The sequence below is a fragment of the Stutzerimonas chloritidismutans AW-1 genome, assembly GCF_000495915.1.
Lineage (GTDB): Bacteria > Pseudomonadota > Gammaproteobacteria > Pseudomonadales > Pseudomonadaceae > Stutzerimonas > Stutzerimonas chloritidismutans.
This window is the reverse complement of record NZ_AOFQ01000002.1, coordinates 1-25,283: the sequence shown is the minus strand read 5'-3', so window position 1 is coordinate 25,283 and position 25,283 is coordinate 1. Positions and strand designations below refer to the sequence as shown.

Annotated in this window: 21 protein-coding genes; 10 read left to right on the top strand and 11 right to left on the bottom strand. The window is 64.2% G+C overall.

All coding sequences use genetic code 11. The annotated features are described in order from the left end of the window. The first annotated feature begins 337 nt into the window (after nucleotides 1–337). Complete coding sequence (locus F753_RS25670; RefSeq protein ID WP_023443693.1) at nucleotides 338–1,012, top strand: TIGR04211 family SH3 domain-containing protein; 675 nt, start codon at nucleotides 338–340, stop codon at nucleotides 1,010–1,012. Between the two features lie 5 nt (nucleotides 1,013–1,017). Here the strand turns inward: F753_RS25670 and F753_RS25665 are convergent, their stop codons facing one another. The 3 genes from F753_RS25665 to F753_RS25655 form a co-directional block, all read right to left on the bottom strand. Continuing rightward, nucleotides 1,018–1,329 (bottom strand): hypothetical protein, encoded by a 312-nt coding sequence (locus F753_RS25665; protein ID WP_023443692.1) that lies wholly within the window; start codon nucleotides 1,327–1,329, stop codon nucleotides 1,018–1,020. Continuing rightward, a complete protein-coding gene (locus tag F753_RS25660) occupies nucleotides 1,326–2,048 on the bottom strand; it encodes an AzlC family ABC transporter permease (protein WP_023443691.1) in 723 nt (240 codons plus the stop codon). The genes F753_RS25665 and F753_RS25660 overlap by 4 nt, the downstream gene beginning before the upstream one ends. A 94-nt stretch (nucleotides 2,049–2,142) precedes the next feature. Then, entirely contained in the window at nucleotides 2,143–2,946 is an 804-nt protein-coding gene (locus tag F753_RS25655; RefSeq protein ID WP_023443690.1) for an AraC family transcriptional regulator, read from the bottom strand. Between the two features lie 193 nt (nucleotides 2,947–3,139). On the opposite strand from F753_RS25655, the gene F753_RS25650 reads away from it, so the two are divergent. The 4 genes from F753_RS25650 to F753_RS25635 all read left to right on the top strand — a co-directional run bounded on the left by F753_RS25650 (nucleotide 3,140) and on the right by F753_RS25635 (nucleotide 10,571). Then, nucleotides 3,140–6,259 (top strand): transglycosylase domain-containing protein, encoded by a 3,120-nt coding sequence (locus F753_RS25650; protein WP_245218610.1) that lies wholly within the window; start codon nucleotides 3,140–3,142, stop codon nucleotides 6,257–6,259. Nucleotides 6,260–6,445: 186 nt separating this feature from the next. Next, entirely contained in the window at nucleotides 6,446–7,630 is a 1,185-nt protein-coding gene (locus F753_RS25645) for an endonuclease/exonuclease/phosphatase family protein (protein WP_023443688.1), read from the top strand. After that, nucleotides 7,627–10,152 carry an alpha-glucan family phosphorylase gene (gene glgP, locus F753_RS25640; protein WP_023443687.1) on the top strand — a complete coding sequence of 842 codons (2,526 nt, stop codon included), beginning with the start codon at nucleotides 7,627–7,629 and terminating at the stop codon, nucleotides 10,150–10,152. The genes F753_RS25645 and glgP overlap by 4 nt, the downstream gene beginning before the upstream one ends. A 65-nt stretch (nucleotides 10,153–10,217) precedes the next feature. Beyond that, complete coding sequence (locus F753_RS25635) at nucleotides 10,218–10,571, top strand: YgaP family membrane protein (protein ID WP_003300491.1); 354 nt, start codon at nucleotides 10,218–10,220, stop codon at nucleotides 10,569–10,571. Between the two features lie 117 nt (nucleotides 10,572–10,688). Here the strand turns inward: F753_RS25635 and F753_RS25630 are convergent, their stop codons facing one another. Then, nucleotides 10,689–11,579, bottom strand: coding sequence for a LysR family transcriptional regulator (locus F753_RS25630; RefSeq protein WP_023443686.1), 891 nt, complete (start codon nucleotides 11,577–11,579; stop codon nucleotides 10,689–10,691). Nucleotides 11,580–11,735: 156 nt separating this feature from the next. On the opposite strand from F753_RS25630, the gene F753_RS25625 reads away from it, so the two are divergent. From F753_RS25625 to F753_RS25605, 5 genes are read left to right on the top strand one after another with little or no spacing between them, the layout of a single operon-like run. Continuing rightward, a complete protein-coding gene (locus tag F753_RS25625; RefSeq protein ID WP_023443685.1) occupies nucleotides 11,736–13,247 on the top strand; it encodes a CoA-acylating methylmalonate-semialdehyde dehydrogenase in 1,512 nt (503 codons plus the stop codon). 47 nt (nucleotides 13,248–13,294) lie between these two features. Beyond that, nucleotides 13,295–14,068, top strand: coding sequence for an enoyl-CoA hydratase (locus tag F753_RS25620; protein ID WP_023443684.1), 774 nt, complete (start codon nucleotides 13,295–13,297; stop codon nucleotides 14,066–14,068). Nucleotides 14,069–14,104: 36 nt separating this feature from the next. Continuing rightward, entirely contained in the window at nucleotides 14,105–14,995 is an 891-nt protein-coding gene (gene mmsB, locus F753_RS25615) for a 3-hydroxyisobutyrate dehydrogenase (RefSeq protein WP_023443683.1), read from the top strand. A gap of 2 nt (nucleotides 14,996–14,997) precedes the next feature. Beyond that, nucleotides 14,998–16,092 carry an enoyl-CoA hydratase/isomerase family protein gene (locus F753_RS25610; RefSeq protein ID WP_023443682.1) on the top strand — a complete coding sequence of 365 codons (1,095 nt, stop codon included), beginning with the start codon at nucleotides 14,998–15,000 and terminating at the stop codon, nucleotides 16,090–16,092. 38 nt (nucleotides 16,093–16,130) lie between these two features. After that, nucleotides 16,131–17,282 carry an acyl-CoA dehydrogenase family protein gene (locus F753_RS25605; RefSeq protein ID WP_023443681.1) on the top strand — a complete coding sequence of 384 codons (1,152 nt, stop codon included), beginning with the start codon at nucleotides 16,131–16,133 and terminating at the stop codon, nucleotides 17,280–17,282. 907 nt (nucleotides 17,283–18,189) lie between these two features. Here the strand turns inward: F753_RS25605 and F753_RS25600 are convergent. The 7 genes from F753_RS25600 to F753_RS25570 all read right to left on the bottom strand — a co-directional run. Continuing rightward, nucleotides 18,190–18,456 carry a hypothetical protein gene (locus tag F753_RS25600; protein ID WP_014820432.1) on the bottom strand — a complete coding sequence of 89 codons (267 nt, stop codon included), beginning with the start codon at nucleotides 18,454–18,456 and terminating at the stop codon, nucleotides 18,190–18,192. A 268-nt stretch (nucleotides 18,457–18,724) separates the two neighbouring features. Further along, nucleotides 18,725–19,807, bottom strand: coding sequence for a CaiB/BaiF CoA transferase family protein (locus tag F753_RS25595; RefSeq protein WP_023443680.1), 1,083 nt, complete (start codon nucleotides 19,805–19,807; stop codon nucleotides 18,725–18,727). A 75-nt stretch (nucleotides 19,808–19,882) separates the two neighbouring features. Beyond that, nucleotides 19,883–21,502 carry a long-chain fatty acid--CoA ligase gene (locus F753_RS25590; protein WP_023443679.1) on the bottom strand — a complete coding sequence of 540 codons (1,620 nt, stop codon included), beginning with the start codon at nucleotides 21,500–21,502 and terminating at the stop codon, nucleotides 19,883–19,885. Nucleotides 21,503–21,637: 135 nt separating this feature from the next. After that, entirely contained in the window at nucleotides 21,638–22,777 is a 1,140-nt protein-coding gene (locus F753_RS25585; RefSeq protein ID WP_023443678.1) for an acyl-CoA dehydrogenase, read from the bottom strand. A gap of 10 nt (nucleotides 22,778–22,787) precedes the next feature. Then, complete coding sequence (locus F753_RS25580; RefSeq protein WP_023443677.1) at nucleotides 22,788–23,972, bottom strand: acetyl-CoA C-acyltransferase; 1,185 nt, start codon at nucleotides 23,970–23,972, stop codon at nucleotides 22,788–22,790. A gap of 11 nt (nucleotides 23,973–23,983) precedes the next feature. After that, entirely contained in the window at nucleotides 23,984–24,751 is a 768-nt protein-coding gene (locus F753_RS25575) for an SDR family NAD(P)-dependent oxidoreductase (protein WP_023443676.1), read from the bottom strand. A 177-nt stretch (nucleotides 24,752–24,928) separates the two neighbouring features. After that, nucleotides 24,929–25,283, bottom strand: a 355-nt coding sequence (locus tag F753_RS25570) for a helix-turn-helix transcriptional regulator (protein ID WP_023443675.1), incomplete at its 5' end; no start/stop codon positions are given.

Genomic DNA, 25,283 nt, shown 5'->3' with positions numbered 1-25,283 from the left:
CTAGAGACCGGTCCGGTATCACACTCTCTGTTTCGAACCACTTGCGGCATGCAACGACCACGGTCACAGAGCATGCCGCCCTTCATCACGCAGCCATCAAGCTGACAAAAAATGCCTGAACTTTTGCCAGGAGCGACTGTCAGTCAGCTGATGCACCCTACGGAGCGCCTGCGTTTTCGTGCCGTTTGCACGTCGGCCTCCGGCCCGTGGCTGCCACCGACTCCGGCCACGTTCAGCGTGCTTCTCGCTGCGCCCGAGTCTGCGTCTCGCGCGCCAGACAAGCCGACCTCACTACCCTCACGCTTGGGTCCTATTCTTCCAATAACGCGAACTTTTCATGTCCATATCTCTTCATCTTTTCGCCTTGCTCTCCCGGTTCAGTTTCCCCCAGCCGCGCCAAGTCATCGGCGCCAGTCTATTGGGTGCCCTGCTTGTTGCCGGCCCCGTAAACGCCCAGGAATCGTCCGATAACGCGCGCTGGGTCAGCGACAGCCTGAACACCTACGTGCGCAGCGGCCCCACGGATGGCTATCGCATCGTCGGCACGCTGACCTCGGGGCAGAAGGTCGAGCTGATCAGCACCCAGGGCGATTACAGCCAGGTACGCTCGGAGTCCGGCAGCAACGTCTGGATTCCCAGCAAGGAACTGCAGGATGTCCCCGGCCAGGCCGAGCGTCTTCCGCAGCTCGAACAGCAAGTCGCTGAACTGAGCGAGGAACTCAAGACCATCGACGATAGTTGGAAGGTGCGCGTGCAAGGCATGCAGGAAACCCTGGACTCGCGCAAAGCCCTGATCGACGAACTCGACGCCCGCCGCATCGCCCTCGAGGCGGAGCTGACCGAAGCACAGTCGGAACTGCGTACGACCCAGGCGCGGCTCGGCGACGAGAACAAGCAGGTGCTCATGCAGTACATGGTCTATGGCGGCAGCATCGCCGGTGCTGGGCTGCTGGTGGGCCTGATCCTGCCAATGCTCACCCGCGGCCGTAAGCGTAACGATCGCTGGTTCTAACTTGATCAGCCGATGAGCGCTGCCGCTGTGTAGTAGAGCGCTGCACCGAACAGCATGCTGCCAACCAGACCGACTCGGCCGCTGATGGCGAGCAGCGCAACACCCAATAGTGACGTCGCAGCAGCAGCCGGTGCAGCGCTGATTTCGCTGTATGCGACGTAGACTGCGAGATTGATGAACACCGCGGTCGGCAGAATCTGCCCGACTATGCGTAGACCGCCCGCGCCGAGCGGCATGCTGACGAATACTGGCACGACTCTGACCAATAAGCTGGTGATCAGCAGCGCGGCGGTGGCAATCAGGACCGCCTCGTTCATGCTCGGACTCCGTTCAATAGCAAGGCTACGAGCAATACGCCGGGAATCCAGAAGTACACAGGGCCAAGCGCCAGGATCAGGCCGAGAGAAGCTGCGGCACAAAGACAGATCAAAGCTGCCCCGGCGACCTGATGGCGCCGAATGTGCGCTCGCCGTGCCTTCAGCTGCGACAAGGCGAGGTAAAACAACACAGCGCTCGCCGGAAATCCGAGGTTGAAATCCTTGCTGAGCCATTCTTCAGGCAGGACCCCACCGATCGCAGCGCCAAAGGCTCCTGCCAGTACCCAGGTTAGAAATATCGCGCTGCGTATCTGCAGCATCCGGTCGATCGGCTCGTCGTCCCGTTCACAGGCGTAGGCTTCGTCGCCTAGCATGTGCGCACTGCAGGCGCGCGCGAATGCAGATCGAGGCATCCGTCGTATAGTCGAGATCGCCATCGGCAGGTAACGACAATTGATCGATGCGGTTACAAGCAGCAGCGTAAAGAACCCCGTGCCACTTTCGGATAGCGGCAATGCTGCAAACTGCCCGCTGCCAGTGAAACCTAGCAAGCCGAGCAGCAAAACATCCAGTACCGACCAGCCGGAGCGTGCGGCAAGCACGCCAAACAGCATGGCAACCGGCATGACCGACAATGCCGCCGGAAGGGCCTGTTTCAAAGCGCTGCCGGTTACGAGCGGGGGCGCCGCCGGGTCCGCGTTCTCTACTATTTCTGACAATTACTCCACTCCGAGCTGCGCGATGACATGCCCTGCGAAGTGTGAGTAGTGCCGCCGAAGGATTCTTGTACGATCGTGCAACCGCGCGCTGACCTCAGCTCAGCCGCATCAACCGTGCCCAGTGTGCAGGGGTAAGTCCATAGGCTTGTTTGAAGTGGCGACTCATGTGGCTCTGGTCGTTAAACCCCGAAACGAGTGCGGCGTCGGCCACTGATATCCCGTTCGAAAGCAACCGCCGAACATGATCTAGGCGGCGTAACGTCAGGTAGCGGTATGGGCTGGTGCCATACAGGGCACGAAAATCACGCGACAGGTTCCAGCGATCCCGGCCGGAAACCCGCTCGAGTTCGTCAAGGCTGAGAGCTCTATCCAGATGGTGGTGCATGTACTCCCGAGCCAGTTCGGCGGCGCGGAAGTCGGCTCGTCGTCGATTGACTCTTCTCCCGGCTACGACGGACATGACCTGGGCCAGGTCAAACAGCGCATCCTGCTGCTCCAACTCTTCTATCGGGTTGTCCAGGCAAGACAGCAGCGCCCAGACGACACGCCGCAAGCGTGGATCACGGGATATCCCGTCATTGATGAAAGGCAATGGCTGCCCACCGAGCGGCCCCTGCAGCATCGCAGGCTGGACATAGATTATCCGGTAACGGAAACCCGCCTCGCTCCCCGCCTCGCCGTCGTGCAACTCGTCGGGATACACCACGAAGGTATTTCCGGGGAGGCTGTAGCGGGCGCTCTTGCGGTAGTTGAAACGGTGCACGCCGGCGAGCGTACAGCCGATCGCATAAGTGTCATGCCTGTGGGGAGCGTAACCGTAGCCACTGAAGTAGGCCTCAAGCCGCTCAAGGGGCCCGGGCTCGTCAGGGCGCCGTATCCAATCGTTATTGCCCTTCATTACTACTCCCAAGCCCCGAACGATGCACGTCTCACAGTAGCGGTCCACAGCTACGACGAGCAACTCACCAAGCGCCCCACCGCCTCCGCTTCAAGGCTCGTGCTTGAGCCGCTCCGTTCGTCAAACCGCCATCGCTTAAGCCGTGCGGGCGAACTATGCTTGCCGTAGAGCACTGCTAGGAAGCCAGGCACACATGGGCGCAGTATGGCGGTCCGACAATACATCCCAGGATGGGCGTAACAAGCGCGCCCCTTCCCCCAAATCATCCCGCACATCAGCTAAAGGCCGTCGCAAGACGGCACGCCGATTGGCGCTGCTCGTCGGCATTTCGCTGCTGGCAGGCGGTGGCTATCTCGGCTGGCAAGAGCTGGACAGCGCCCGGTGGCAATCGCACTGGTTAAGCCGCTATGCGGCCGATCTGGACTACACGGTCAAACCCGGACCGAGCCCACGCATTCAGTTCCCCGAGGACGGTCCGTTCGACCGCCGCCTGGGCTACGTCGATCTGCCGCGCTTCATCCAACAGCTGTCACAGCGCAACTTCAGGATCGAGGAGCAGGCACGCTTCTCGCGGGCACTGCTGGATTACACCCACCGCGGATTCTTTCCACCCTACCCCGAGGATTCCCAGGCCGGGTTGACCATCAACGACTGCCGCGGCGTGCCGATCTACACCAACAGCTATCCACGCCAGTATTACGAGCGCTTCGAGGACATCCCACCGCTGGTGGTGATGAGCCTGCTGTTCATCGAGGACCGTGGCCTGCTGGATGCCAGCCGCCCCCACGCCAACCCGGCGGTGGACTGGCCGCGCTTCACCAAGGCGGCGATCAGCCAGCTGGAGAAGCGCCTTGGCCTCAGCGGCCAGGCCGCCGGCGGCAGCACCCTGGCCACCCAGGTCGAAAAATATCGGCATTCGCCCGAAGGCCGCACCGGCGATCCGCAGGAAAAGATCCGGCAGATGATCTCCGCCAGCGTGCGTACCTATCGCGAGGGCCCGCAAACCCTGGCCACCCGTCAGCGCATCGTGCGCGACTACCTAAACAGCGTGCCGCTCTCCGCGGCGCCCGGACACGGTGAAGTGCATGGCATCGCCGATGGCTTGCGACTGTGGTTCGGCGCCGACTTCCGTGAAGTCAATCGCCTGCTCGATCCACGCAGCGCCGACGAGGTCGATCCGCAGGCGCGCGGTCTGGCGCTGCGTCAGGTGCTGTCGCTGCTGATCGCACAGCGGCGTCCGTCGTACTACCTGGGTGCCGGCCGCGAGGAAATGGCAACGCTGACCGACAGTCACATCCGCCTGCTGGCCAACGGCGGCATCATCAATGCCGGCTTGCGCGACGCAGCGCTGGGCCAGCGCGTCCTCGGGCAAAGCCCGAGTCGCGACTCGGCGATCCGGCAGGTGGACGCCACCAAGGGCATCACCGTCGCGCGCATGCGCCTGGCGGGACTGCTCGGCTTGCCCCTGTATGACCTGGATCGCCTGGACCTCACCGCCAGCACGCCGCTGCAGGGTGATCTGCAGGCACAGATCAGCGAGTACCTGGTGCGCCTGGCCGATCCCGCTTTCGCCGAATCGGTCGGGCTGTTCGGCGATCGCATGCTGTCCCCGGAGAAAACCGCCGCGGTGCGTTACAGCTTCACGCTGTTCGAGCGCGGCGAGGAAGGCTTCCAGGTGCGGGTGCAGACCGACAACACCAACCAGCCGTTCGACATCAACGAGGGCAGCAAGCTGGAGCTGGGTTCAACCGCCAAGCTGCGCGTGCTGACCACCTATCTTGAGGTTATCGCCGAGCTGCACCAACGCTACTCGGATCTCACCCCAAGCGAGCTACGCAAGATCGACACCAAGGCCAATCTAAGCCGCTGGGCCATCGATTACCTGGCCACGCACAGCGACCGCAGCCTGGAGCGTATGCTCGACGCCGCGCTGGATCGGCGCTACTCGTCCAGCCCTGCCGAACGCTTCTTCACCGGCGCCGGCATGCACCGCTTCGGCAACTTCCGCCGTGAAGACGACGGGCGCATCCCCACCGTGCGCGAATCGCTGCGCGAATCGATCAATCTACCCTTCGTACGGCTGATGCGTGATCTGGTGAGTTACAGCACCTACGAAACCATCAACAGTGCCGAGCTGCTGGGTGACGACAAGGACCCGCGCCGCCAGGAATACCTGACCCGCTTCGCCGATCGCGAGGGCTCGGTGTTCCTGCAACGTTTCTGGAAGAAGTACCGCAACAAGAGCGCCGAGCAGCGCATCGAGACCTTCCTGCAGGGCATGCGGCCGACACCCGTGCGCCTGGCGGCCGTGCATCGCTACCTGATGCCGGATGCCGAGCGGCCGGTCTTCGACAGTTTTCTCAAGCAGCATCTGCCGGACTCCGATCTCAACGACAAGAAGCTGGATGCGCTCTACACCCGCTATGGCCCGGGCGCCTACAGCCTGCCCGATCAGGCCTACATCGCCCGCACGCACCCGCTGGACCTCTGGCTGCTGGGCTACCTGATCGCCCACCCGCAGGCGACGCTCTCCGAAGTGGTTGCCGACAGCCGCGCGCAGCGCCAGGAAATCTACGGCTGGCTGTTCCGCAGCCGGCACAAGAGCGCGCGCGACAGCCGGATTCGCATCATGCTGGAGGTCGAGGCCTTCACCGACATTCATCGCCGCTGGCAGCGGCTGGGCTATCCGTTCGACAACCTTGTGCCGTCACTGGCGACCGCGCTGGGCAGCTCGGGTGATCGGCCGGCTGCGCTGGCCGATCTGATGGGCATCATCCTCAACGATGGTGTCCGCCTGCCCAGCGTGCGCATCGACAACCTGCACTTCGCCCAGGGCACGCCCTATGAAACCCGCATGGGCCTTGCCACCGGGACCGGCAAGCGGGTGATGCCGGTCGAAGTGGCCCGCGCGCTACAGGATGCACTGGCCAATGTGGTCGAAGGCGGTACCGCACGGCGCCTGCAAGGCAGTTTCGTGCAGCAGGACGGCAGCGCTTTGCGAATGGGCGGCAAGACCGGCACCGGTGACAACCGCATCCAGAGCGTCGGCGCTGGCGGCCGGCTGATCAGCTCGCTGGCGCTGAACCGCACCGCCACCTTCGTCTTCTATCTCGGGCCCAACCACTTCGGCACGCTGACAGCCTATGTGCCAGGGCGCGCCGCCGACAGCTTCCGCTTTACCTCGGCGCTGCCCGTGCAAACGCTCAAGGGCATGGCGCCCATCCTGCAACCCTACCTGCAAGGTCATAACACGCTGTGCCGACCGGATGACCTCCCGGCACTGACCAGCGGCATGCTTTCGGCCGAGAACTGATCCCCCAAACGCCCGTGCCGGCGCCCTTTCGCGGCGCCGGTTTCGGCGCGTGCGCCGGCAAAATCTGGACGTAATCCAAATTCGTTTGCGACGCTTCGCCTGATTGCCTGTCGAATACCCCGGCCCTGGAACCAATCTGGAGTGCACACCTGATTGCCGAACTGATCGGCCACAACGGGAAATGTCATGATCGAAGGGGTACTGCTGCTCACCACGGGACTCTTTGTGCTGGTCACACTCCTGCCGCTCTGGCGGCATCGCGCCTGGTGGGTGCGCGTATGGGAGTTTCCACGCCTGCAGCTCGGCGCACTGCTGGTCGCCCTGCTCGTCGCTCAAGGCATGCTGCTCGACTACAGCCAGCCGTGGCATTACCTGATCTCTGCCTTGGCCGGCGCCTGCCTGGTATACCAGCTCGCATGGGTCGTGCCCTACACACGCCCCTGGCGCAATGAGGTTCGCCGGGCGGAGACAGATGCCGCAGGGCCGCGCATCCGGGTGATGTCATCCAATGTGCTGGGGCCGAATCGGCAGTCCGATCGGCTGCTGGCGCTGGTTCGCGAGTACCGCCCCGACGTGCTGGTGACCCTCGAATCGGACCAATGGTGGGAAACGCAGCTCGAGCAACTCGCCGAGCAATACCCGCACAGCATCCGCTGCCCACTGGACAACCTCTACGGCATGCATGTGTTTTCACGTCTGCCGCTGGAAGAGCCGGAGCTGTGCTTTCTGGTGGAGGACGACGTGCCCTCCATGCATGCTCGGGTGCGTGTCAGCGACGAGCTCACGGTGCGCATGCACTTCCTGCATCCCGCACCGCCCAGCCCGACCGAGAACGAGGAATCCACCGAGCGCGACGCGGAGTTGCTGGTGGTCGCCAGGAGCATCCAGGACAGCGATGACCCGATCATCGTCAGCGGCGACCTCAACGATGTCGCCTGGTCGCCCACCACGCGCCTGTTCCGCAAGATCAGCGGACTGCTCGATCCACGGGTCGGCCGCGGCATGTACAACACCTTCCATGCCCATCACTGGTTTCTACGCTGGCCGCTTGATCACTTTTTTCACAGCGCGCATTTCCGCTTCATCCGCCTGCTGCGGCTGCCTGATATCGGCTCCGACCATTTCCCGGTGTTCATCGAGTTGCAGTACGACCCCAAGCACACTGAAGAGCAGCATGGCCTTGAAGCCGATCGCGACGACGAGCAGCAGGTCGAGGAAACCATCGACAAGGAGCCCGTCACCCCGGGCGAGGTACCGCAACCTGCGGCCGGCCGGCCGGCCCGCGACGCTGAGCCGCTGGCCATCAGCCGCGGCGATAGGCCTATGCTGGAAAATACCGCGCGCCCAGTTCAGACGAGAGAGCCTGCATGACGCCTGCATCCGAACGCCCCGCCATCACCCCGGAAACCCTGCGCCAGCTCGCCTTTGACCAGTCCATCCGCTGGACCAGCCAGAACGATGACCTGTGGCAGCTGATCGATAACGATCTGTGGCAGCTCACGCGCAATCCCAGCCTTGTGCTCAGCACGGTACCGCTGCAGAAGCTGGAAGCACTGCTGCAGCGCGCTGAATGCCATCGTCTGGTGGAGGGCATCGTCGAAGCTCAGCAGGCACGCCTGGAGCGGACGACCTGGTTCGCCAGTCAAAGTCACGGTGACCAGAGTTACAGCGAACAACTCGCGCGAGTCGCCTATTTCTCCATGGAGTACATGCTCAGCGAGGCGCTGCCGATCTACTCCGGCGGGCTCGGCAATGTCGCCGGCGACCAGCTCAAGGCCGCCAACGACCTCGGCGTGCCGATAACCGCAGTAGGCATGCTCTGGCAGCACGGCTATTTTCGCCAGAGCATCGGCCCGGATGGTCGCCAGCAGGCGCTCTACCCGGTCAATGACACCCGGCAGATGCCCATCGAGCCGCTGCTCGACGCCAGCGGAACAACATTGCGTTTCGCGATCCAGCTGCCCGGCGTGCAGATCTGGCTGCGCGGCTGGCAGGCCAGGGTCGGCCGCCACCGCCTGCTACTGCTGGACACCAACGACCCTGCCAACCCGCCCATCGCGCGACTGATCACCAGCGAACTCTACGGCGGAGACAACGAAATGCGTCTGCGCCAAGAGCTCGTGCTGGGCATCGGCGGCTGGCGGCTGCTCGAAGCCGCCGGGCTGCAGGCCGATGTGCTTCACCTGAACGACGGCCACGCCGCCTTCGCCGTCCTGGAACGCGCCCGCAGTTACATGGCCAGGGAGCGCGTGTCCTTCGAAGTGGCGCTCCACGCAACCCGCGCGGGCAATCTGTTCACGACCCATACGCCCGTCGAAGCCGGCTTCGACCGCTTTCCGCCGGAGCTGCTGAGCAAATACCTGGAGCGCTATGCCGAGTACGAACTGGGCATCCCGCTGCAGGCGCTGCTGGCCATGGGACGCAAGCATGTGCACGACCCACACGAGCCATTCAACATGGCCTACCTGGCAACGCGCGGGGCCGGGGCGGTCAACGCCGTCAGCCAGCTGCATGGCCGCACCAGCCGCTACATCTTCCGCGAGCTTTATCCGCGATGGCCGCTCGAGTCGGTGCCGGTCGGTCATGTCACCAATGGCATCCACCAGCCGACCTGGGTATCGCCGGACGCCGAAGCGCACTGGTATGAGCTGCATGGCGATGAGATCCCCTGGCGCGGCACCGACCAGGCTTCCGTGGACGACCTGCTGGCCCAGGTCGATGACCGCTGGCTGTGGCAGATCCGCCAGCATGCCCGTGGCGAACTGCTCAGCTTTGTACGCAGCCACCTGGCCCGCAGCCTCGCGGTGCACGGCGCCTCGCCTGCGGAGATCGAGTTCGCCGGCTCGCGCCTGCATCCGCAACGGCTGACGCTCGGCTTTGCCCGGCGCTTCGCCGCCTACAAGCGTCCCAACCTGCTGCTGCAGGACCCGGAGCGGCTGGCGCGCCTCCTCACCCATCGCGATTACCCGGTGCAGCTGCTGGTTGCCGGCAAGGCGCACCCCGCCGATCGCGCCGGCCAGGCGCTGCTCAGCGAATGGCAGCAGTTCGCCGCGCGCCCCGATATTGCCGGCCACGTGGTTTTTCTCGAGGACTACGACATGCGTATTGCCCGGCACATGGTGCAGGGCGTGGATGTCTGGCTGAATACTCCCCGCCGCCCGTGGGAAGCCAGTGGCACCAGCGGCATGAAGGTCCTGGCGAACGGCGGGCTGAATCTTTCACAGCTCGACGGCTGGTGGGCCGAAGCCTATGCCGCCGACCTCGGCTGGGCGGTCGGCGACGGCCTGGAGCACGAACCCGAACACGATGCCGCGGACGCCGAACAGCTGTATCGGCTACTCGAAGAGCACGTCGTGCCCTGCTTCTACCAGCGCGACCAGCACGACATCCCCACCGCCTGGGTGAAACGCATGCGCCGCAGCATGAGTGCTCTGGTGGAACGCTTTTCCGCCGACCGGACGGTGCGTGAATACACCGAGCGCTATTACCTGCCGCTGTCAGGCCGCTACCGACAGCGCTGCGCGGATGGTTCTGCGTTGGCCACCGAGATGTCGCGCCGAATCACCAGCCTGCGCAGTTACTGGCACGAGCTGGCCTTCGAACAGCTTGAGTGGCGGCGCGAGGGCGATGCCCAGCAGATTGAGGCTCGACTGCACCTCGGCCGAATCGAACCGGAGCAAATTGCCGTGCAGCTGTTCGCCGAATCGCAGGGAGCGGAGCCGGCCGACGTCCACACGTTGCAACTCCAGCATCACGAAGGCTCATACGCCACCTACCGGACCGAGCTGAGCACCCAGCGCCCTGAGGCCGAATACACGGCACGGGTCGTCCCCAGCCCCGCGCTGGGCCTGGCGGTGCCGTTGGAGCTGCCGCTCATTCTCTGGCAGCGATGAACAGCCGGAACGCTACCCGCACGCCGCAGTCATCTATAAACCACCCGCATAGAGGATGCCGCGTCATGATCAAGCAAATGTTCGACAAAACCGCCCCACAGAACGTCCACGGCTGGGAGCGCGCCGCGTCGCTGGCGGGCGGCCTGGTGATGATGGGCAAGGGGCTACGCCGTGGTGGATTGATCGGGATCGCCGAGCTGGCCATGGGCGGTATGGCGCTGGCTCGTGGTATCAGCGGTCGCTGCGAGGCCAAGCGCATGCTCGCGGAGATGGAAAGCAAGCCGGCGCTGCCGAGCCAGCGCTACAGCCATATGCCGATGGATTCCGAAGTGCACAGTTCGGACTTCACCGATACCAGCGTACAAATGCCGGACTCCACCCCCATGGGCAACGAAAGCCGCACCACGCCGCGCGTCTGATCGACCGGGCAGCGCCTCGATGATGCGCTGCTCGCTAACAGCCTCCACAAGCCCAAAAGTGCAAATCTCACGGCGCTCTAGCGGCGTCGTGGCTGCAATGCGGTCAATCATCGATAACTACTGGCCCAACAATCGGTCCTGATTCTGCTGCGCCATTTCCTTCAGGTAATCCCAGGTCGTGCGCATGCGCGCCAGGTCCTTGAACTCGATCGGCATCAGCATCCAGAAGGTGCGTGTAAAGCTGACCTCCTCTGGCAGCAGCAGTCGCAGCCGTGGATCGGCGTCGGCGGAAAACCCCGGCAGGATCGCAATCCCCGCCCCCATCGCCACTGCTTCCTGCTGCGCCAGCAGGCTGGTGCTGCGCAGGCCGATGGAGCGGGCGTCGGCGATGCCATCGAGAAACAGCAGCTCCTTGCTGAACAGCAGGTCATCCACGTAGCTGACGAAGCGATGCGCGGCCAGGTCCTCGCGGCTGCGGATCGGCGGGTGTTCGTCGAGATACGCCGGCGACGCATACAGCCGCAGCACGTAGTCGGTGAGCCGGGTGATGATGAACGGTCCACGCTCCGGGCGTTCCAGGGTAATGACGATATCCGCCTCGTGGCGCGACAGGCGCACCGCCCGCGGCAGCGCCAGCAGGTCGATGTTCAGGTGCGGATAGCGCCGGCTGAGCCCAGTTAGTTGGCCGGCAAGCATCACCGTGCCGTAACCCTCCGTCGCGCCGATACGTACCTGCCCGGAAAGGCCATCACCCATGCTCGGCAACGAATGCTCGATGGCCACGCTGGCGCTTTCCATCGCCTCCACTCGCGGCAGCAGATTGCACCCGGCTTCGGTGAGCTTGTAACCGCCCGGCTCACGCAGGAAGAGCTGCAGGCCCATGCTTTTTTCCAGCGCCTGCAAACGACGGGACACGGTGGTGTGGTCGACAGCAAGCCGGCGCGCCGCGGTCGTCAGCCGCCCCGCTCGGGCGACCTCGAGGAAATAGCGCAGATTGTCCCAGTCCATGGTTGAAGCCTCCATTAGCTCCTGTGCATTTATGCAGAACGACTCTGCAGTCGATCGCATTGTAATGTGGTTTTTTGCATTGCTACATTCGGTGCAACTGGTCGCAGCCGTCCGCGAGCCATAACAACAACCGTGCCTTCTCAGGCGGAGAGCCTTATGACAACGTCCAGCTCCATTCCTACCGTCAAATTGCTGATCGACGGTGAATTTATCGAATCGACCACCCAGGACTGGCGCGATGTCGTCAACCCGGCGACCCAGGAAGTCCTGGCGCGCGTGCCTTTTGCGACTGCCGAGGAAATCGACCGTGCCGTCGCCAGCGGCCAGAAAGCCTTCAAGACCTGGCGCAAGACACCGATCGGCGCGCGGGCGCGCATCTTCCTCAAGTACCAGCAGCTGATCCGCGAAAACATGAAGGAGCTGGCGGCGATCCTCACCGCCGAACAGGGCAAGACCCTGGCCGATGCCGAAGGCGACGTGTTCCGCGGCCTGGAAGTGGTCGAGCACGCTGCTGGCATCGGCAACCTGCAGCTCGGCGAGCTGGCCAACAACGTCGCCGCGGGCGTCGATACCTATACCCTACTGCAGCCGCTGGGCGTCTGCGCCGGCATCACCCCGTTCAACTTCCCGGCGATGATTCCTCTGTGGATGTTCCCGATGGCCATCGCCACCGGTAACACCTTCGTCCTCAAGCCGTCCGAGCAGGACCCGATGGTCACCATGCGCCTGTGCGAACTGGCGCTGGAAGCCGGCGTGCCACCGGGCGTGCTCAACGTGGTGCACGGCGGGCCGGACGCGGTGAACGCGATCTGCGACCACCCGGATATCAAGGCGGTGTCCTTCGTTGGCTCGACCAGGGTTGGCACCCACGTCTACAACCGCGCCAGCCAGGCCGGCAAGCGCGTTCAGTGCATGATGGGCGCGAAGAACCACGCCATCGTGCTGCCCGATGCGCACAAGGAACAGACCCTCAACAACCTCGCCGGTGCCGCCTTCGGTGCGGCCGGCCAGCGCTGCATGGCGCTGTCGGTGGTGGTGCTGGTGGGTGAAGCGCAGGCCTGGATTCCCGATCTGGTAGCCAAGACGCAGACGCTCAAGGTCAACGCCGGTGTCGAGGCCGGCACCGATGTCGGTCCGCTGGTTTCCTGCGCGGCGCTGGATCGCGTCAGCGGGCTGATCGAACGCGGCGTACGCGAAGGCGCCAAGCTGGAGCTGGACGGCCGCAACCCGAGCGTCAGCGGCTACGAAAAGGGCAACTTCGTCGGCCCGACGATCTTCTCCGGCGTTACCCGCGAGATGAGCATCTATCAGGAAGAAATTTTCGGCCCGGTCCTCTGCGTCATGGCGGCAGCGACCATGGACGAAGCCATCGAACTGATCAACGCCAACCCGAATGGTAACGGCACCGCCATCTTCACCCGTTCCGGTGCCGCGGCGCGGCACTTCCAGGAAGAGATCGACGTGGGTCAGGTCGGCATCAACGTACCGATCCCGGTGCCGGTGCCGATGTTCTCCTTCACCGGTTCGCGCGCTTCCAAGCTCGGCGACCTCGGCCCCTACGGCAAGCAGGTGGTGCAGTTCTACACCCAGACCAAGACCATCACCGAGCGCTGGTTCGATGAAAACGAGGTCGGCGGCCCGGTCAACACCACTATCAACCTGAAGTGACATCACCCACCGGGCCGGCGGACGCGCCGGCCCTCAAGGACGCTGAAATGACATTCGAAACCCTGCTCGTCGACATCCAGGAGCGCGTCGCGCTGATTACCCTCAACCGGCCGCAGGCGCTCAACGCGCTAAACGCCCAACTGATCAGCGAACTGAACCAGGCCCTGGGCCAGCTCGAGGCCGATCCGCAGATCGGTTGCATCGTCCTGACCGGATCGCCCAAGGCGTTCGCCGCCGGCGCCGACATCAAGGAAATGGCCGAGCTGTCCTACCCGCAGGTCTATCTCGATGACCTCTTTGCCGAAGCCGACCGCATCGCCACGCGCCGCAAGCCGCTGATTGCCGCCGTCGCCGGTTACGCCCTGGGTGGCGGCTGCGAGCTGGCATTGCTCTGCGACATGATCTTTGCTGGCGACAACGCGCGTTTTGGCCAACCGGAAGTCAACCTCGGTGTGCTGCCGGGCATCGGCGGCACCCAGCGTCTGACCCGTGCAGTGGGCAAAGCCAAGGCCATGGACATGTGCCTGACTGGCCGCCAGATGGACGCCGCCGAAGCCGAGCGCGCCGGCCTCGTCGCCCGTGTGTTCCCAGCCGAAAGCCTGCTGGAGGAAACTCTCAAGGCCGCCCGCGTGATCGCCGAGAAATCCCTGCCGGCCACCATGATGATCAAGGAAAGCGTCAATCGCGCCTTCGAAACCACGCTGGCCGAAGGCATCCGCTTCGAGCGTCGTGTGTTCCACGCGGTGTTCGCCACTGCCGACCAGAAGGAAGGTATGGCCGCGTTCAGCGAGAAGCGCAAGCCTGAGTTCACCAATCGCTAAGCCGCATCTGGCCATAACAAGAAGAGGAAACACGCCATGCATATCGGATTCATTGGTCTCGGCAACATGGGCGCGCCCATGGCCCACAACCTGCTCAAGGCAGGTCACCAGCTCAGCGTTTTCGACCTCAACGCCGCGGCCGTCGAAAGCCTGGTCGGCGCTGGCGCGCTGCCGGTCGATTCTCCGACCGCCATCGCCCAGGGCAACGCCGAGCTGATCATCACCATGCTGCCGGCCGCAGCCCATGTGAAGAGCGTGTACCTGGGCGCAAACGGCCTGATCGCCCACAGCCGCGCGGGTGTGATGCTGATCGACTGTTCGACCATCGATCCGCACAGTGCCCGCGAAGTGGCCAAGGCCGCTGCCGAGCATGGCAACCCGATGCTCGACGCACCGGTCTCCGGCGGCACCGGCGGTGCAGCAGCCGGCACCCTGACCTTCATGGTCGGTGGCAGCGACGCGGACTTCGACCGTGCGCAGCCGATCCTCGCGGCCATGGGCAAGAACATCGTGCACTGCGGTGCAGCCGGCAACGGCCAGGTGGCCAAGGTCGCCAACAATATGCTCTTGGGCATCTCCATGATCGGCGTCGCCGAAGCCATGGCACTGGGCGTCGCGCTGGGCATGGATGCCAAAACCCTGGCTGGTGTGATCAACACCTCCAGCGGTCGCTGCTGGAGCTCGGACACCTACAACCCCTTCCCTGGCGTGCTGGACAACGTTCCGTCCTCACGCGGCTACAGCGGCGGCTTCGGCAGCGACCTGATGCTCAAGGATCTGGGCCTGGCTACCGAGGCGGCGAAACAGGTGCGCCAGCCGGTAGTACTCGGCGCGCTCGCCCAGCAGCTCTACCAGAGCTTCAGCGCCCAGGGCCACGGTGGCCTGGATTTCTCGGCGATCATCAATCAGTACCGCAAGGACACCTGAACATGCCTGCAATCGAACGCCCCGTGCTGGCCGCCGTACGCAACCACGTCGGTCACCTCACCCTCAATCGCCCGGCCGGGCTGAATGCCGTGACCCTGGAAATGGTCCGTCTGCTGCAGCAGCAGCTCAGCGCCTGGGCGGCCGATCCGACGATTCATGCCGTGGTGCTGCGCGCCAATGGCGAGAAGGCGTTCTGCGCCGGCGGTGACATCCGGTCGCTGTACGACAGCTTTCAGCGCGGCGATACCGAGCACGAAACCTTTTTCGAGGAGGAATACGCCCTCGACCAGTACATCCACGCCTACCCGAAGCCGCTGCTGGCGCTGATGGATGGCTTCGTCCTCGGCGGCGGCATGGGCCTGGTCCAGGGTGCGTCGCTACGCGTGGTCACCGAGCGCGTGCGCATGGGCATGCCGGAAGTCGGCATCGGCTATTTTCCGGATGTCGGCGGCAGCTATTTCCTCTCGCGCCTGCCGGGTGAACTCGGCACCTACATGGGCGTCAGCGGCCTACAGATCCGCGCCGCTGATGCTTTGCACGTTGGCCTGGCGGACTGGTGCGTCAGCCACGACCAGATCGCCGAGCTGGATCGCTGCCTGGACCGCATGAGCTGGTCGGTCCATCCGCAGGAAGCGCTGCGCACCCTGGTTGCAACCCTGGGCAGCAACAAGCTCCCTGGCTCTGAGCTGAGGGCCCTGCATCAGGCCATCGACGAGCATTTCGGTAAGAGCGATGTGGTCGCTATTCGCGCCTCGTTGGCCGCCGAAACGCGCCCGGAGTTTGCCGACTGGGCCGAGGAAACGCTCAAGGTACTCGACAGCCGCTCGCCTCTGGCGATGTGCGTGACCCTGGAGATGCTGCGTCGTGGCCGCGAGCTGCCGATCGCCGACTGTTTCGCCCTGGAGCTGCACCTGGATCGTCAATGGTTCGCCAAGGGCGACATCATGGAAGGCGTGCGTGCGCTGATCATCGACAAGGACAAGTCGCCGCGCTGGAATCCAACGACGCTGGCAGGGGTCACGCCGGAGCGCGTGCAGGCGTTCTTCGACGGCTTCAAGGCGGCCACCGGCAAGACCCGCCTCAGCGCCACGGCCTGAACCTCTTTTGCAGCACAACAACAAGAAGAGACCGCGCAATGCATGACCTCGAACTCAGCGAAGACCAACGCATGATCCGCGACATGGCGCGCGACTTCGCCCGCCGCGAGATCGCCCCCCATGCACAGGCCTGGGAAAAGGCCGGCTGGATCGACGACGCCCTGGTCGCCCAGATGGGCGAGCTTGGCCTGCTCGGCATGGTCGTCCCGGAAGAATGGGGCGGCAGCTACATCGACTACGTCGCCTACGCGCTGGCCGTGGAGGAAATCTCCGCCGGCGACGGCGCCACCGGCGCGTTGATGAGCATCCACAATTCGGTGGGCTGCGGCCCAGTGCTGAACTACGGCTCGCAGGCGCAGAAGGACGAGTGGCTGGCGGAACTGGCCAGCGGTCGCGCCATCGGCTGCTTCGCCCTCACCGAACCGCAAGCCGGCTCCGAGGCGCACAACCTGCGCACTCGCGCAGAGCTGGTGAACGGCCAGTGGGTACTCAACGGTAGCAAGCAGTTCTGCAGCAATGCCAAGCGGGCGAAGTTGGCCATCGTGTTTGCGGTCACCGATCCGGAACTCGGCAAGAAAGGCCTTTCCGCCTTTCTGGTGCCTACCGACACCCCCGGCTTCGCGGTGGAGCGCAGCGAACACAAGATGGGTATCCGCGCTTCGGACACCTGCGCGGTCTCGCTCAGCGACTGCCGAATCCCGGAGACCAATCTGCTTGGCGAGCGCGGCAAGGGCCTGGCGATTGCGCTGTCGAACCTCGAAGGCGGCCGTATCGGCATCGGCGCGCAAGCCCTGGGTATCGCCCGTGCGGCCTTCGAAGCCGCCCTGCTCTATGCCCGCGAGCGCGTGCAGTTCGGCAAGCCGATCGCCGAGCACCAGAGCATCGCCAACATGCTCGCCGACATGCAGACCCAGCTGAATGCGGCACGTCTGCTGATTCTGCATGCCGCGCGGCTGAAGAGCGCCGGCCTGCCATGCCTGTCCGAAGCCTCGCAGGCCAAGCTGTTTGCCTCGGAAATGGCGGAGAAGGTCTGTTCGCAGGCGGTGCAGATCCACGGTGGCTACGGCTACCTCGAGGACTACCCGGTCGAGCGCTACTACCGCGATGCGCGTATCACGCAGATTTACGAGGGTTCGAGCGAGATTCAGCGCCTGCTGATCGCACGGGAGCTGGCGAACTACGCGCTTTAGTAGATACGCCGCGAGGCTGGGGGCGTGAAGCTGCTGGGATCAGGAGCGCTTGCTCCTTGCGGCGTTTGTTGGTGGGCTGAAGCCCACCCTACGGTGCATACCCCCATGCAACGCCGGACTCCCACCTAAGCGTCTACGGACTTGTAGGGTGGGCTTCAGCCCACCAATCCCGCCTCCGCCCCCGCTGGTAATTCGCAACAACCGTTAACTGCGGCCAATAAAAAGGGGAGCCGTTAGGCTCCCCTTCAGGTCATGTTGCTTTGTTCTTCTTCTGCTGACGGGCTTGTTGTTTTTGTTGGCAGCCCGGTCGGACATCGTCCGAGTAGCAGTCCCATAAGGGACATAAAGAACAAACGGATTATTTTGGTCGCTGATGTTGCCACTACCCTCGCGGGCTCAACCGGTTCTGGAGCTGCCTCAAGGCAGTTTTATTGTTCTCGGTCCGGTCGACAGGAAACCTGTCGGGCAATTCCTCTCCAAAAGAATCAGTTTGCTACGTCTCCCACCTGCTTGTTTTTATTGTGTCGGAGTCGCTACGTGTTGTTTTTGTTATTGGATGTGCTTTCTTGTTCTTGTTATGCCAATAACAAAGCATTCGTCGTGCCAGTTTTGATAATTCCATATTTTTCAATAGTTTACGATTTGGATATGCACAGAGAGCACAGAATCCGCGCCTGATTCGTTGCCGCCCACCTCAGTGACCGTTACGCTGTACGAAAGGAGTAACACCTTTGGGTAACCGCCTCTGTGCGCGGCGACGCGCAAGAGAGCGATAGTGATATGAAAGGGCCCGCCAGCCGATGCAGGGCTGCATAACGCAGGACACCCCGGCAGTGGTTCACTGTCAGGGTGTCTATCGCTCAATGGGCATAAAAAGGTTCTTCGGCTGGTTAGCGCCTGTGTCGTATCAGGCGTCTGCTGTCTGCACAGCAGTTTCCTTGCGTCTGGCTAGGTAATCGCAGGCCATGATGGCGAGCAAAGGGACGACACCTACACTGAGGGCAGCGTGCCAGGATCCGACGAGGGCCACGAACAGCATCCCTACGACAACGATCGCAGCGACGCAGTGGGCCAGAAAACGGCACAGTTCAAGTGCAACTACTTGTTGTTCGGCATCATTAATCATGACGTTGTACTCCCCGTTTTTGTTGTAATAAGCAGCCTCCGTTTTCATAGTAGTCAGCTGGTGCCAACTCGCAAACCAAAACCGACGTGCGGCACGTCTAGGCCGCGCTTTACGGGCGCTGCACACTACTTTGGTCGACCCCGAATGATTACTTTGAACAGTGTTGCGATATAAGCGTTATATATTCAGGAATAAATTTCCTGACTGCTTGCCCAATAATGGACGCGCTTTTTTCCGCAGCATGAAAGTCGTCGACTTCGATACTCTCGCGCAAGCCTGCGTGCCTCGTAACAGTGCTTACCGTCAGCTGTGCAGCTCAGTCCCACCCCTCTTCCGCACCGCAACGTAACGTCCGCCTCGCCTTGCCAGGCGTGCGGGAAAAACGCGGCGCCGGTGCTGCCTGCAGCTCACCCTCAAGGTCCTGGTAAACGCCACGCTGGCGCAGATGCGGGTGCTGCGCCGCTTCTTCCAGTTCAAGCACGGGCGCGAAGCAGGCGTCGCTGCCCTCGAGCAAGGCGCACCACTCGTCTCGCGTGCGGGTCGCGAACAGCTGCTCCAGCAGCTCGCTCTGCGCAGGCCATTCGGCCGGATCGGCACAGCCCGCCCAGAGCGCTTCCGGTGCGTCTATTCGCTCCAGCAGCTCGTGCCAGAACTGCGGCTCCAGCGGCCCGATTGCAATCTCGCGACCATCGGCGCAGCAATAGCAACGGTAGTTCGGCGCAGCGCCAGCCAGCGGATTGCGTTCGCGTTGCATGTCGATCCGCCCGCTCGGCAGCAGGCCGGCGAAGAAGGTCATCAACGACGACACGCCATCGACGATCGCCGCATCGATCACCTGCCCCTGCCCCGAACGTTCGCGCTCCCACAGCGCGGCGAGGATGCCGACGGCGAGATAGAGCGAGCCGCCGCCGAAATCACCGACCAGGTTCAACGGCGGAATCGCCGTCCCGCTCTCGCCGCGGATTGCCGCCAGCGCGCCGGTCAAGGCGATGTAGTTTATGTCGTGCCCGGCAGCCCTGGCCAACGGCCCAGTCTGCCCCCAACCGGTCATGCGTCCGTAGATCAGCCGCGGATTGCGCGCCAGCAGTTCGTCCGGGCCCAGCCCCAGCCGTTCCATCACCCCGGGGCGGAAGCCTTCGATCAGCACGTCGGCGTCCACGGCCAGCGTCAGACAGCGCTCTCGCCCAGCCACACTGCGGATGTCGAGGGTCAGCGTCTTGCGCCCGCGATCGACCACCGGGTTCGGCCAGCCATTGCCGCCTTCGCGCTCGATGCGCAGCACCTCGGCGCCCATGTCGGCCAGCAGCATGGCGCAATGCGGGCCGGGGCCGATGCCGGCGAACTCCAGCACGCGCAGGCCGCACAGCGGTCCGCTACGGGTGGCGTCGTGTTCGTTCATGGGTCGATCTCCTTGATGCACACGCACGCAGACGCGCCCCGCACCGAAGCACGGAGCGCGTATGGGTAACAGGCGTTACTGGTTCACGGCGCTGGGCTGGTTCTCGACCAGATGGTTGCGATAGCGCTCGCGCAGCACCTTCTTGTCGATCTTGCCGGTGGCGGTCAATGGCACCGCGTCGAAGATCACCGCGTCCGGCATCCACCACTTGACGATGTTCGGCTCCAGATGGGCGAGGATCGTCTCGACCGTAACCTCAGCATCGACATGCGGCTCGATCACCAGTACCGGGCGCTCCTCCCATTTGGGGTGGAATACGCCGACCACGGCTGCCACCTTCACCCCGGGACAGGCCGCCGCGACGTTCTCGATATCGATGGAGCTGACCCATTCGCCGCCGGACTTGATCACGTCCTTGCTGCGGTCGGTGATGCGCATGAAGCCATCGGCATCCAGCGTGGCGATGTCACCGGTATCGAACCAGCCATCCTCATCCAGCGCGCTTTTTTCGCTGCGGTAGTAGCGCTCGACCGTCCAGGGGCCGCGCACCTTGAGGCTGCCAGAACTGACGCCATCGCATGGCAGCTCGCGCCCTTCCTCATCGACGATCTTCAGCTCGATACCGAATTGCAGGCGGCCCTGACGGGTCCAGATGGTGTCGTTGGTCGCTTGCTGACCACGTTCGGCCAGTTTCGGCGTCGGCGTGGCCACAACACCCAGCGGGCTGGTCTCGGTCATCCCCCAGAGCTGGCAGACCGCGACGCCGTACTTGGTCTGGAAGGTTTCGGCCATCGCCCGCGGCACGGCGGAACCGCCGATCACCAGCCGCGCCAGACTGCCGGAATCCTCACCGCTACGTTCCAGATGGGCGAGGTACATGGTCCAGATGGTCGGCACGCCGCCGGACAGAGTCACGCCCTCGGTCTTGATCAGTTCCTGCAGGCTCGCGCCGTCCATCTTGTCGCATGGCAGCACGAACTTGCAGCCATTGATTGCAGCGGCAAATGGGATGCCCCAGGCGGTGCCGTGATAGAGCGACGAGCACGGCATGATGCAATCGAAGGCGGACAGGCCGAACGCGCCGGACAGGCCGGCGGCCATCGCATGCAGCACCACCGAGCGGTGGCTGTAGAGCACACCCTTGGGGTCTCCAGTGGTGCCGGAGGTGTAACAGAGCACCGCGCCGGCGTTCTCGTCGAACTGCGGCCAGTCCAGCGGCTGCTCGTCGGCGATCAGCTGCTCGTAGCCCAGGACATCCTCTAGGCCAGAACTCGGTTGCGCAGCCAGTTCAATGAAATGGCGGATATTGCCCAGACGTGGCCGCAGCCGGGCGACGCATGAAGCAAAGCTGCTGTCGAACAGCAGCACCTGACTGCCGGCGTGGTTGATGGTGTAGACGATCTGTTCGTCCGACAGCCGCGGGTTGGCCGTGTGCAGCACGGCGCCGATGCCGGGCACGGCGAAGAACAGCTCGTAGTGACGGTGAGTATTCCAGGCCAGCGACGACACGCAATCGCCGGGGCCGATGCCGAGCTTGGCCAGCATGCTGGCGGCCTGCGCCGAACGGGCGGCGAGCCCGGCATAGTCATAACGCCAGAGGGGTTCGTCGACCAGCCGCGAGACGATTTCGCGATCACCGTGAGCACGGGCGGCGTGGGTGACGATGCTGCTGATCAACAGGGGGGCGTTCTGCATCAATCCTGGTTGCATGTTTCCTACCTCTATCTTGTTTTTATTGTGCAAGTGCCGGTCGAGGAAACGGCGTTCTACCGACACCACTGAAATCACGTATCGATGCGCCGCATGGCACGCAGGCGCAGCGGGTTCAGGTCAGGCCGGCCCCCCGAGGTTGCGCGCGATGACCAGGCGCTGAATATCGCTGGTGCCTTCGTAGATCTGGCAGACCCGTACGTCGCGGTAGATGCGCTCCACCGGGAAGTCGGACAGGTAGCCGTAGCCACCCAGAGTCTGGATCGCTGCCGAGCAGACCTTCTCCGCCATCTCCGAGGCGAACAGCTTGGCCATCGACGCCTCCACCAATGCCGGCCGTCCGGTTTCGCGCAACGCGGCGGCGTGATGCACCATCTGCCGCGCCACGGCGATCTGGGTGGCCATGTCGGCCAGGCGGAAGGCCACGGCCTGATGCTCGATGATCGGCTTGCCGAAGGTTTCGCGGTCGCGGGCGTAATCACGCGCTGCTTCGAAGGCGGCGCGGGCCATGCCCACTGCCTGGGCGGCGATTCCGATGCGTCCGCCTTCGAGATTGGCCAGGGCAATGCGATAGCCCTCGCCCTCCTCGCCCAGCCGGTTGGCCACCGGCACGCGCAGGTCCTCGAACGCGATCTGGCAGGTATCCGACGCGTGCTGACCGAGCTTGTCCTCGACCCGTATCACCTGATAGCCCGGGCTGTCGGTCGGCACGATGAAGGCACTGATACCGCGCTTGCCGGCGTCCGGATCGGTGACGGTGAAAACGATCACCGTGCCGGCATGCTTGCCCGACGTGATGAACTGCTTGGCACCATTGAGCACGTAGTCATCGCCGTCGCGCCGGGCGCGGGTGCGCAGGCTGCTGGCATCGGAACCGGCCTGAGGTTCGGTGAGGGCAAAGGCGCCGATCTGCTCGCCGCGCGCCAGCGGGCCAAGGAAATCGCGCTTCTGCTGATCGTTGCCGAAACGCAGGATCGGCACGCAGCCCACCGAGTTGTGCACGCTCATGATGGTCGAGCAGGCGCCGTCACCGGCGGCGATCTCCTCCAGCGCCATGGCATAGGCCAGATAGCCCGTGTCGCTGCCGCCCCACTGCTCCGGCACCAGCATGCCGAAGAAGCCGAGCGCAGCCATCTCGCCGATCGCCTCGGCCGGGTAACGGTGCTCGCGGCTCCACTGTTCGGCGAAAGGCCTCAGGCGTTCCTGAGCGAACTGCCGGGCCATCTCGGCGATCGCGCATTGATCCTCATTGGGCAACATGCGCGCCTCCTCAGACCAGTTCGACGGCCATGGCGGTGGCTTCGCCGCCGCCGATGCAGATCGCCGCCACGCCGCGGCGCAGGCCACGGGCGCGCAAAGCCGAAAGCAGCGTCACCAGGATTCGCGCGCCCGAAGCACCGATGGGATGCCCGAGCGCACAGGCGCCACCGTTGACGTTGACCTTCGCGTGATCCAGGCCCAGCTCGTGCATGCTGGCCATGGCGACCACGGCGAAGGCTTCATTGATCTCGAACAGATCCACGTCTTCGGTGGACCAGCCGGTGCGTTCCATCAGCTTGCGGATCGCGCCGATTGGCGCCGTGGTAAACAGATTCGGCGCATCGGCGTAGGCCGCGTGACCGTGGATCACCGCCTGCGGCTGCAGACCCCAGCGCTCGGCCTCGGAGCGGCGCATGAGCAGCAGCGCAGCGGCGCCGTCGGAAATCGAACTGGAATTGGCCGCGGTCACCGTGCCGCCCTCGCGGAAGGCCGGTTTGAGGCTGGGAATCTTCTCCGGCATCGCCTTGGGCGGCTGCTCGTCGTCACGAATCTGCCGCTGCTGTTTACCCTGGGTGACCTCCAGCGTGACGATCTCCTCGGTGAAACGCCCCTCGGCTATGGCCGACTGGGCGCGGCGCAGCGATTCCAGCGCGTAGCCATCCTGCTCCTCGCGGCTGAAGCCGAAGGCGTCGGCGCACTCCTCGGCGAAAGTGCCCATCAGCCGGCCTTTGTCGAACGAATCTTCCAGGCCATCGAGGAACATGTGGTCGAGTACCCGGCCGTGGCCCATGCGGTAGCCGCCGCGGGCGCGGTCGAGCAGGTACGGTGCGTTGCTCATGCTTTCCATGCCGCCAGCAACGACGATATCGGCGCTGCCGGCGAGCAGCTGATCGTGGGCCATGATCACCGTCTGCATGCCCGAGCCGCACATCTTGTTCACCGTGGTGCAGGTAGTGGCGCGGGTCAGTCCGGCGCTCAGTGCCGCCTGCCGTGCCGGTGCCTGCCCCTGGCCGGCAGGTAGCACGCAGCCCATCAGCACGTCCTGCACGTTCTCGGCCGGCAGCCCGCTGCGTTCCACGGTGGCGCGGATGGCGGCAGCGCCGAGCTGCCAGGCGGTCATGCCCTGCAGGTCGCCCTGAAAGCCGCCCATGGGCGTGCGTGCGCTGCTGACGATTACGATCGGATCATCTTTCATCTCTGCTTCCTTCATTTGGCGGCCATGCGCAAGGCGCCGTCGAGACGGATCACCTCGCCATTGAGCATGCTGTTCTCGAAGATGTGCCGCACCAGCGCGGCGTATTCGGCCGGGTGGCCCAGGCGTGGCGGAAACGGCACGCCGGCGGCCAGCGAGTCGCGGATGTCCTGGGTCATCCCGGCCATCATCGGCGTCTCGAACACGCCGGGGGCGATGGTCATCACACGGATGCCGAAGCGCGCCAATTCGCGGGCGGCAGGCAGGGTCATGCTGACCACCCCGCCCTTGGACGCGGCATAGGCCGCTTGGCCGATCTGGCCGTCGAAGGCAGCGATCGAGGCGGTATTGATGATCGCGCCGCGCTCGCCACCCTCGTCAGACGCGTTCTCGGCCATCGCCTCGGCGGCCAGCCGCAACATGTTGAAGCTGCCGATCAGGTTGATGCCGACGATGCGGCTGAAGCCGTCCAGACTGTGCGGGCCGTTGCGGCCGAGGACCTTTTCGCCGCCGGCGACGCCGGCGCAGTTGACCAGCCCGTGCAGGGCGCCGAAATGTGCGCGGGCGGTGGCGACGGCATGCCGCGCGGCCTGCTCATCACGAATATCGGCAGCGACACCCAGGGCGTTCGGCCCCAGCGCCTCTGCCATGGCGTTGGCCGCGGATGCGTCCAGATCGACGAGTACGACCTTGCCGCCCGCCTCCACCAGCGCCTGCGCCGCCGCAGCGCCGAGGCCGGAAGCGCCCCCCGTAATGAGGAATACCTTGTCGCGAATCTGCATGGCGCTCTCCCGTGCTTGTTGTTATTCGGTGCGAAGCCGGGAGTTATCTTTGGACAGCCACTCGGGTGCGGCAATGGTCGATGTTCTCAACCTGCCTGACCGTTTTGGCCAATGGCAAACCGCGATCACGCTGCGCCACAGCGCACATCGGCGGGACTGACGTCTGGAGGCGGGAAATCAGCGCCGCGCCGGCGCCAGAATCAGATTGCGGTAGTGGCCGGGATTGATACCCGTCCACTTGCGGAACGCCTTGTAGAACGAGCTGACATCGGCAAATCCAAGCCTCTCGGCAATTTCGCCGTAGCTGATGGCAGCGTCGGCCAGCCACTCGGTGGCCATCTCCTGACGCAAGCCGTCCTTGATCGCCTGGTAGGGCTGCCCCGCTTCTGCCAGACGGCGACGCAGCGTCGAGGCCGACATGCACAGGGTCTGCGCCAGCGTCTCGCTGTCCGGCCAGCGTTCGGCGGGCAGGCTGCGCAGGTGCTGTTTGATGCGGCTGGGCAGGCTGGGGGGGGCGCGATAACGCACCAGG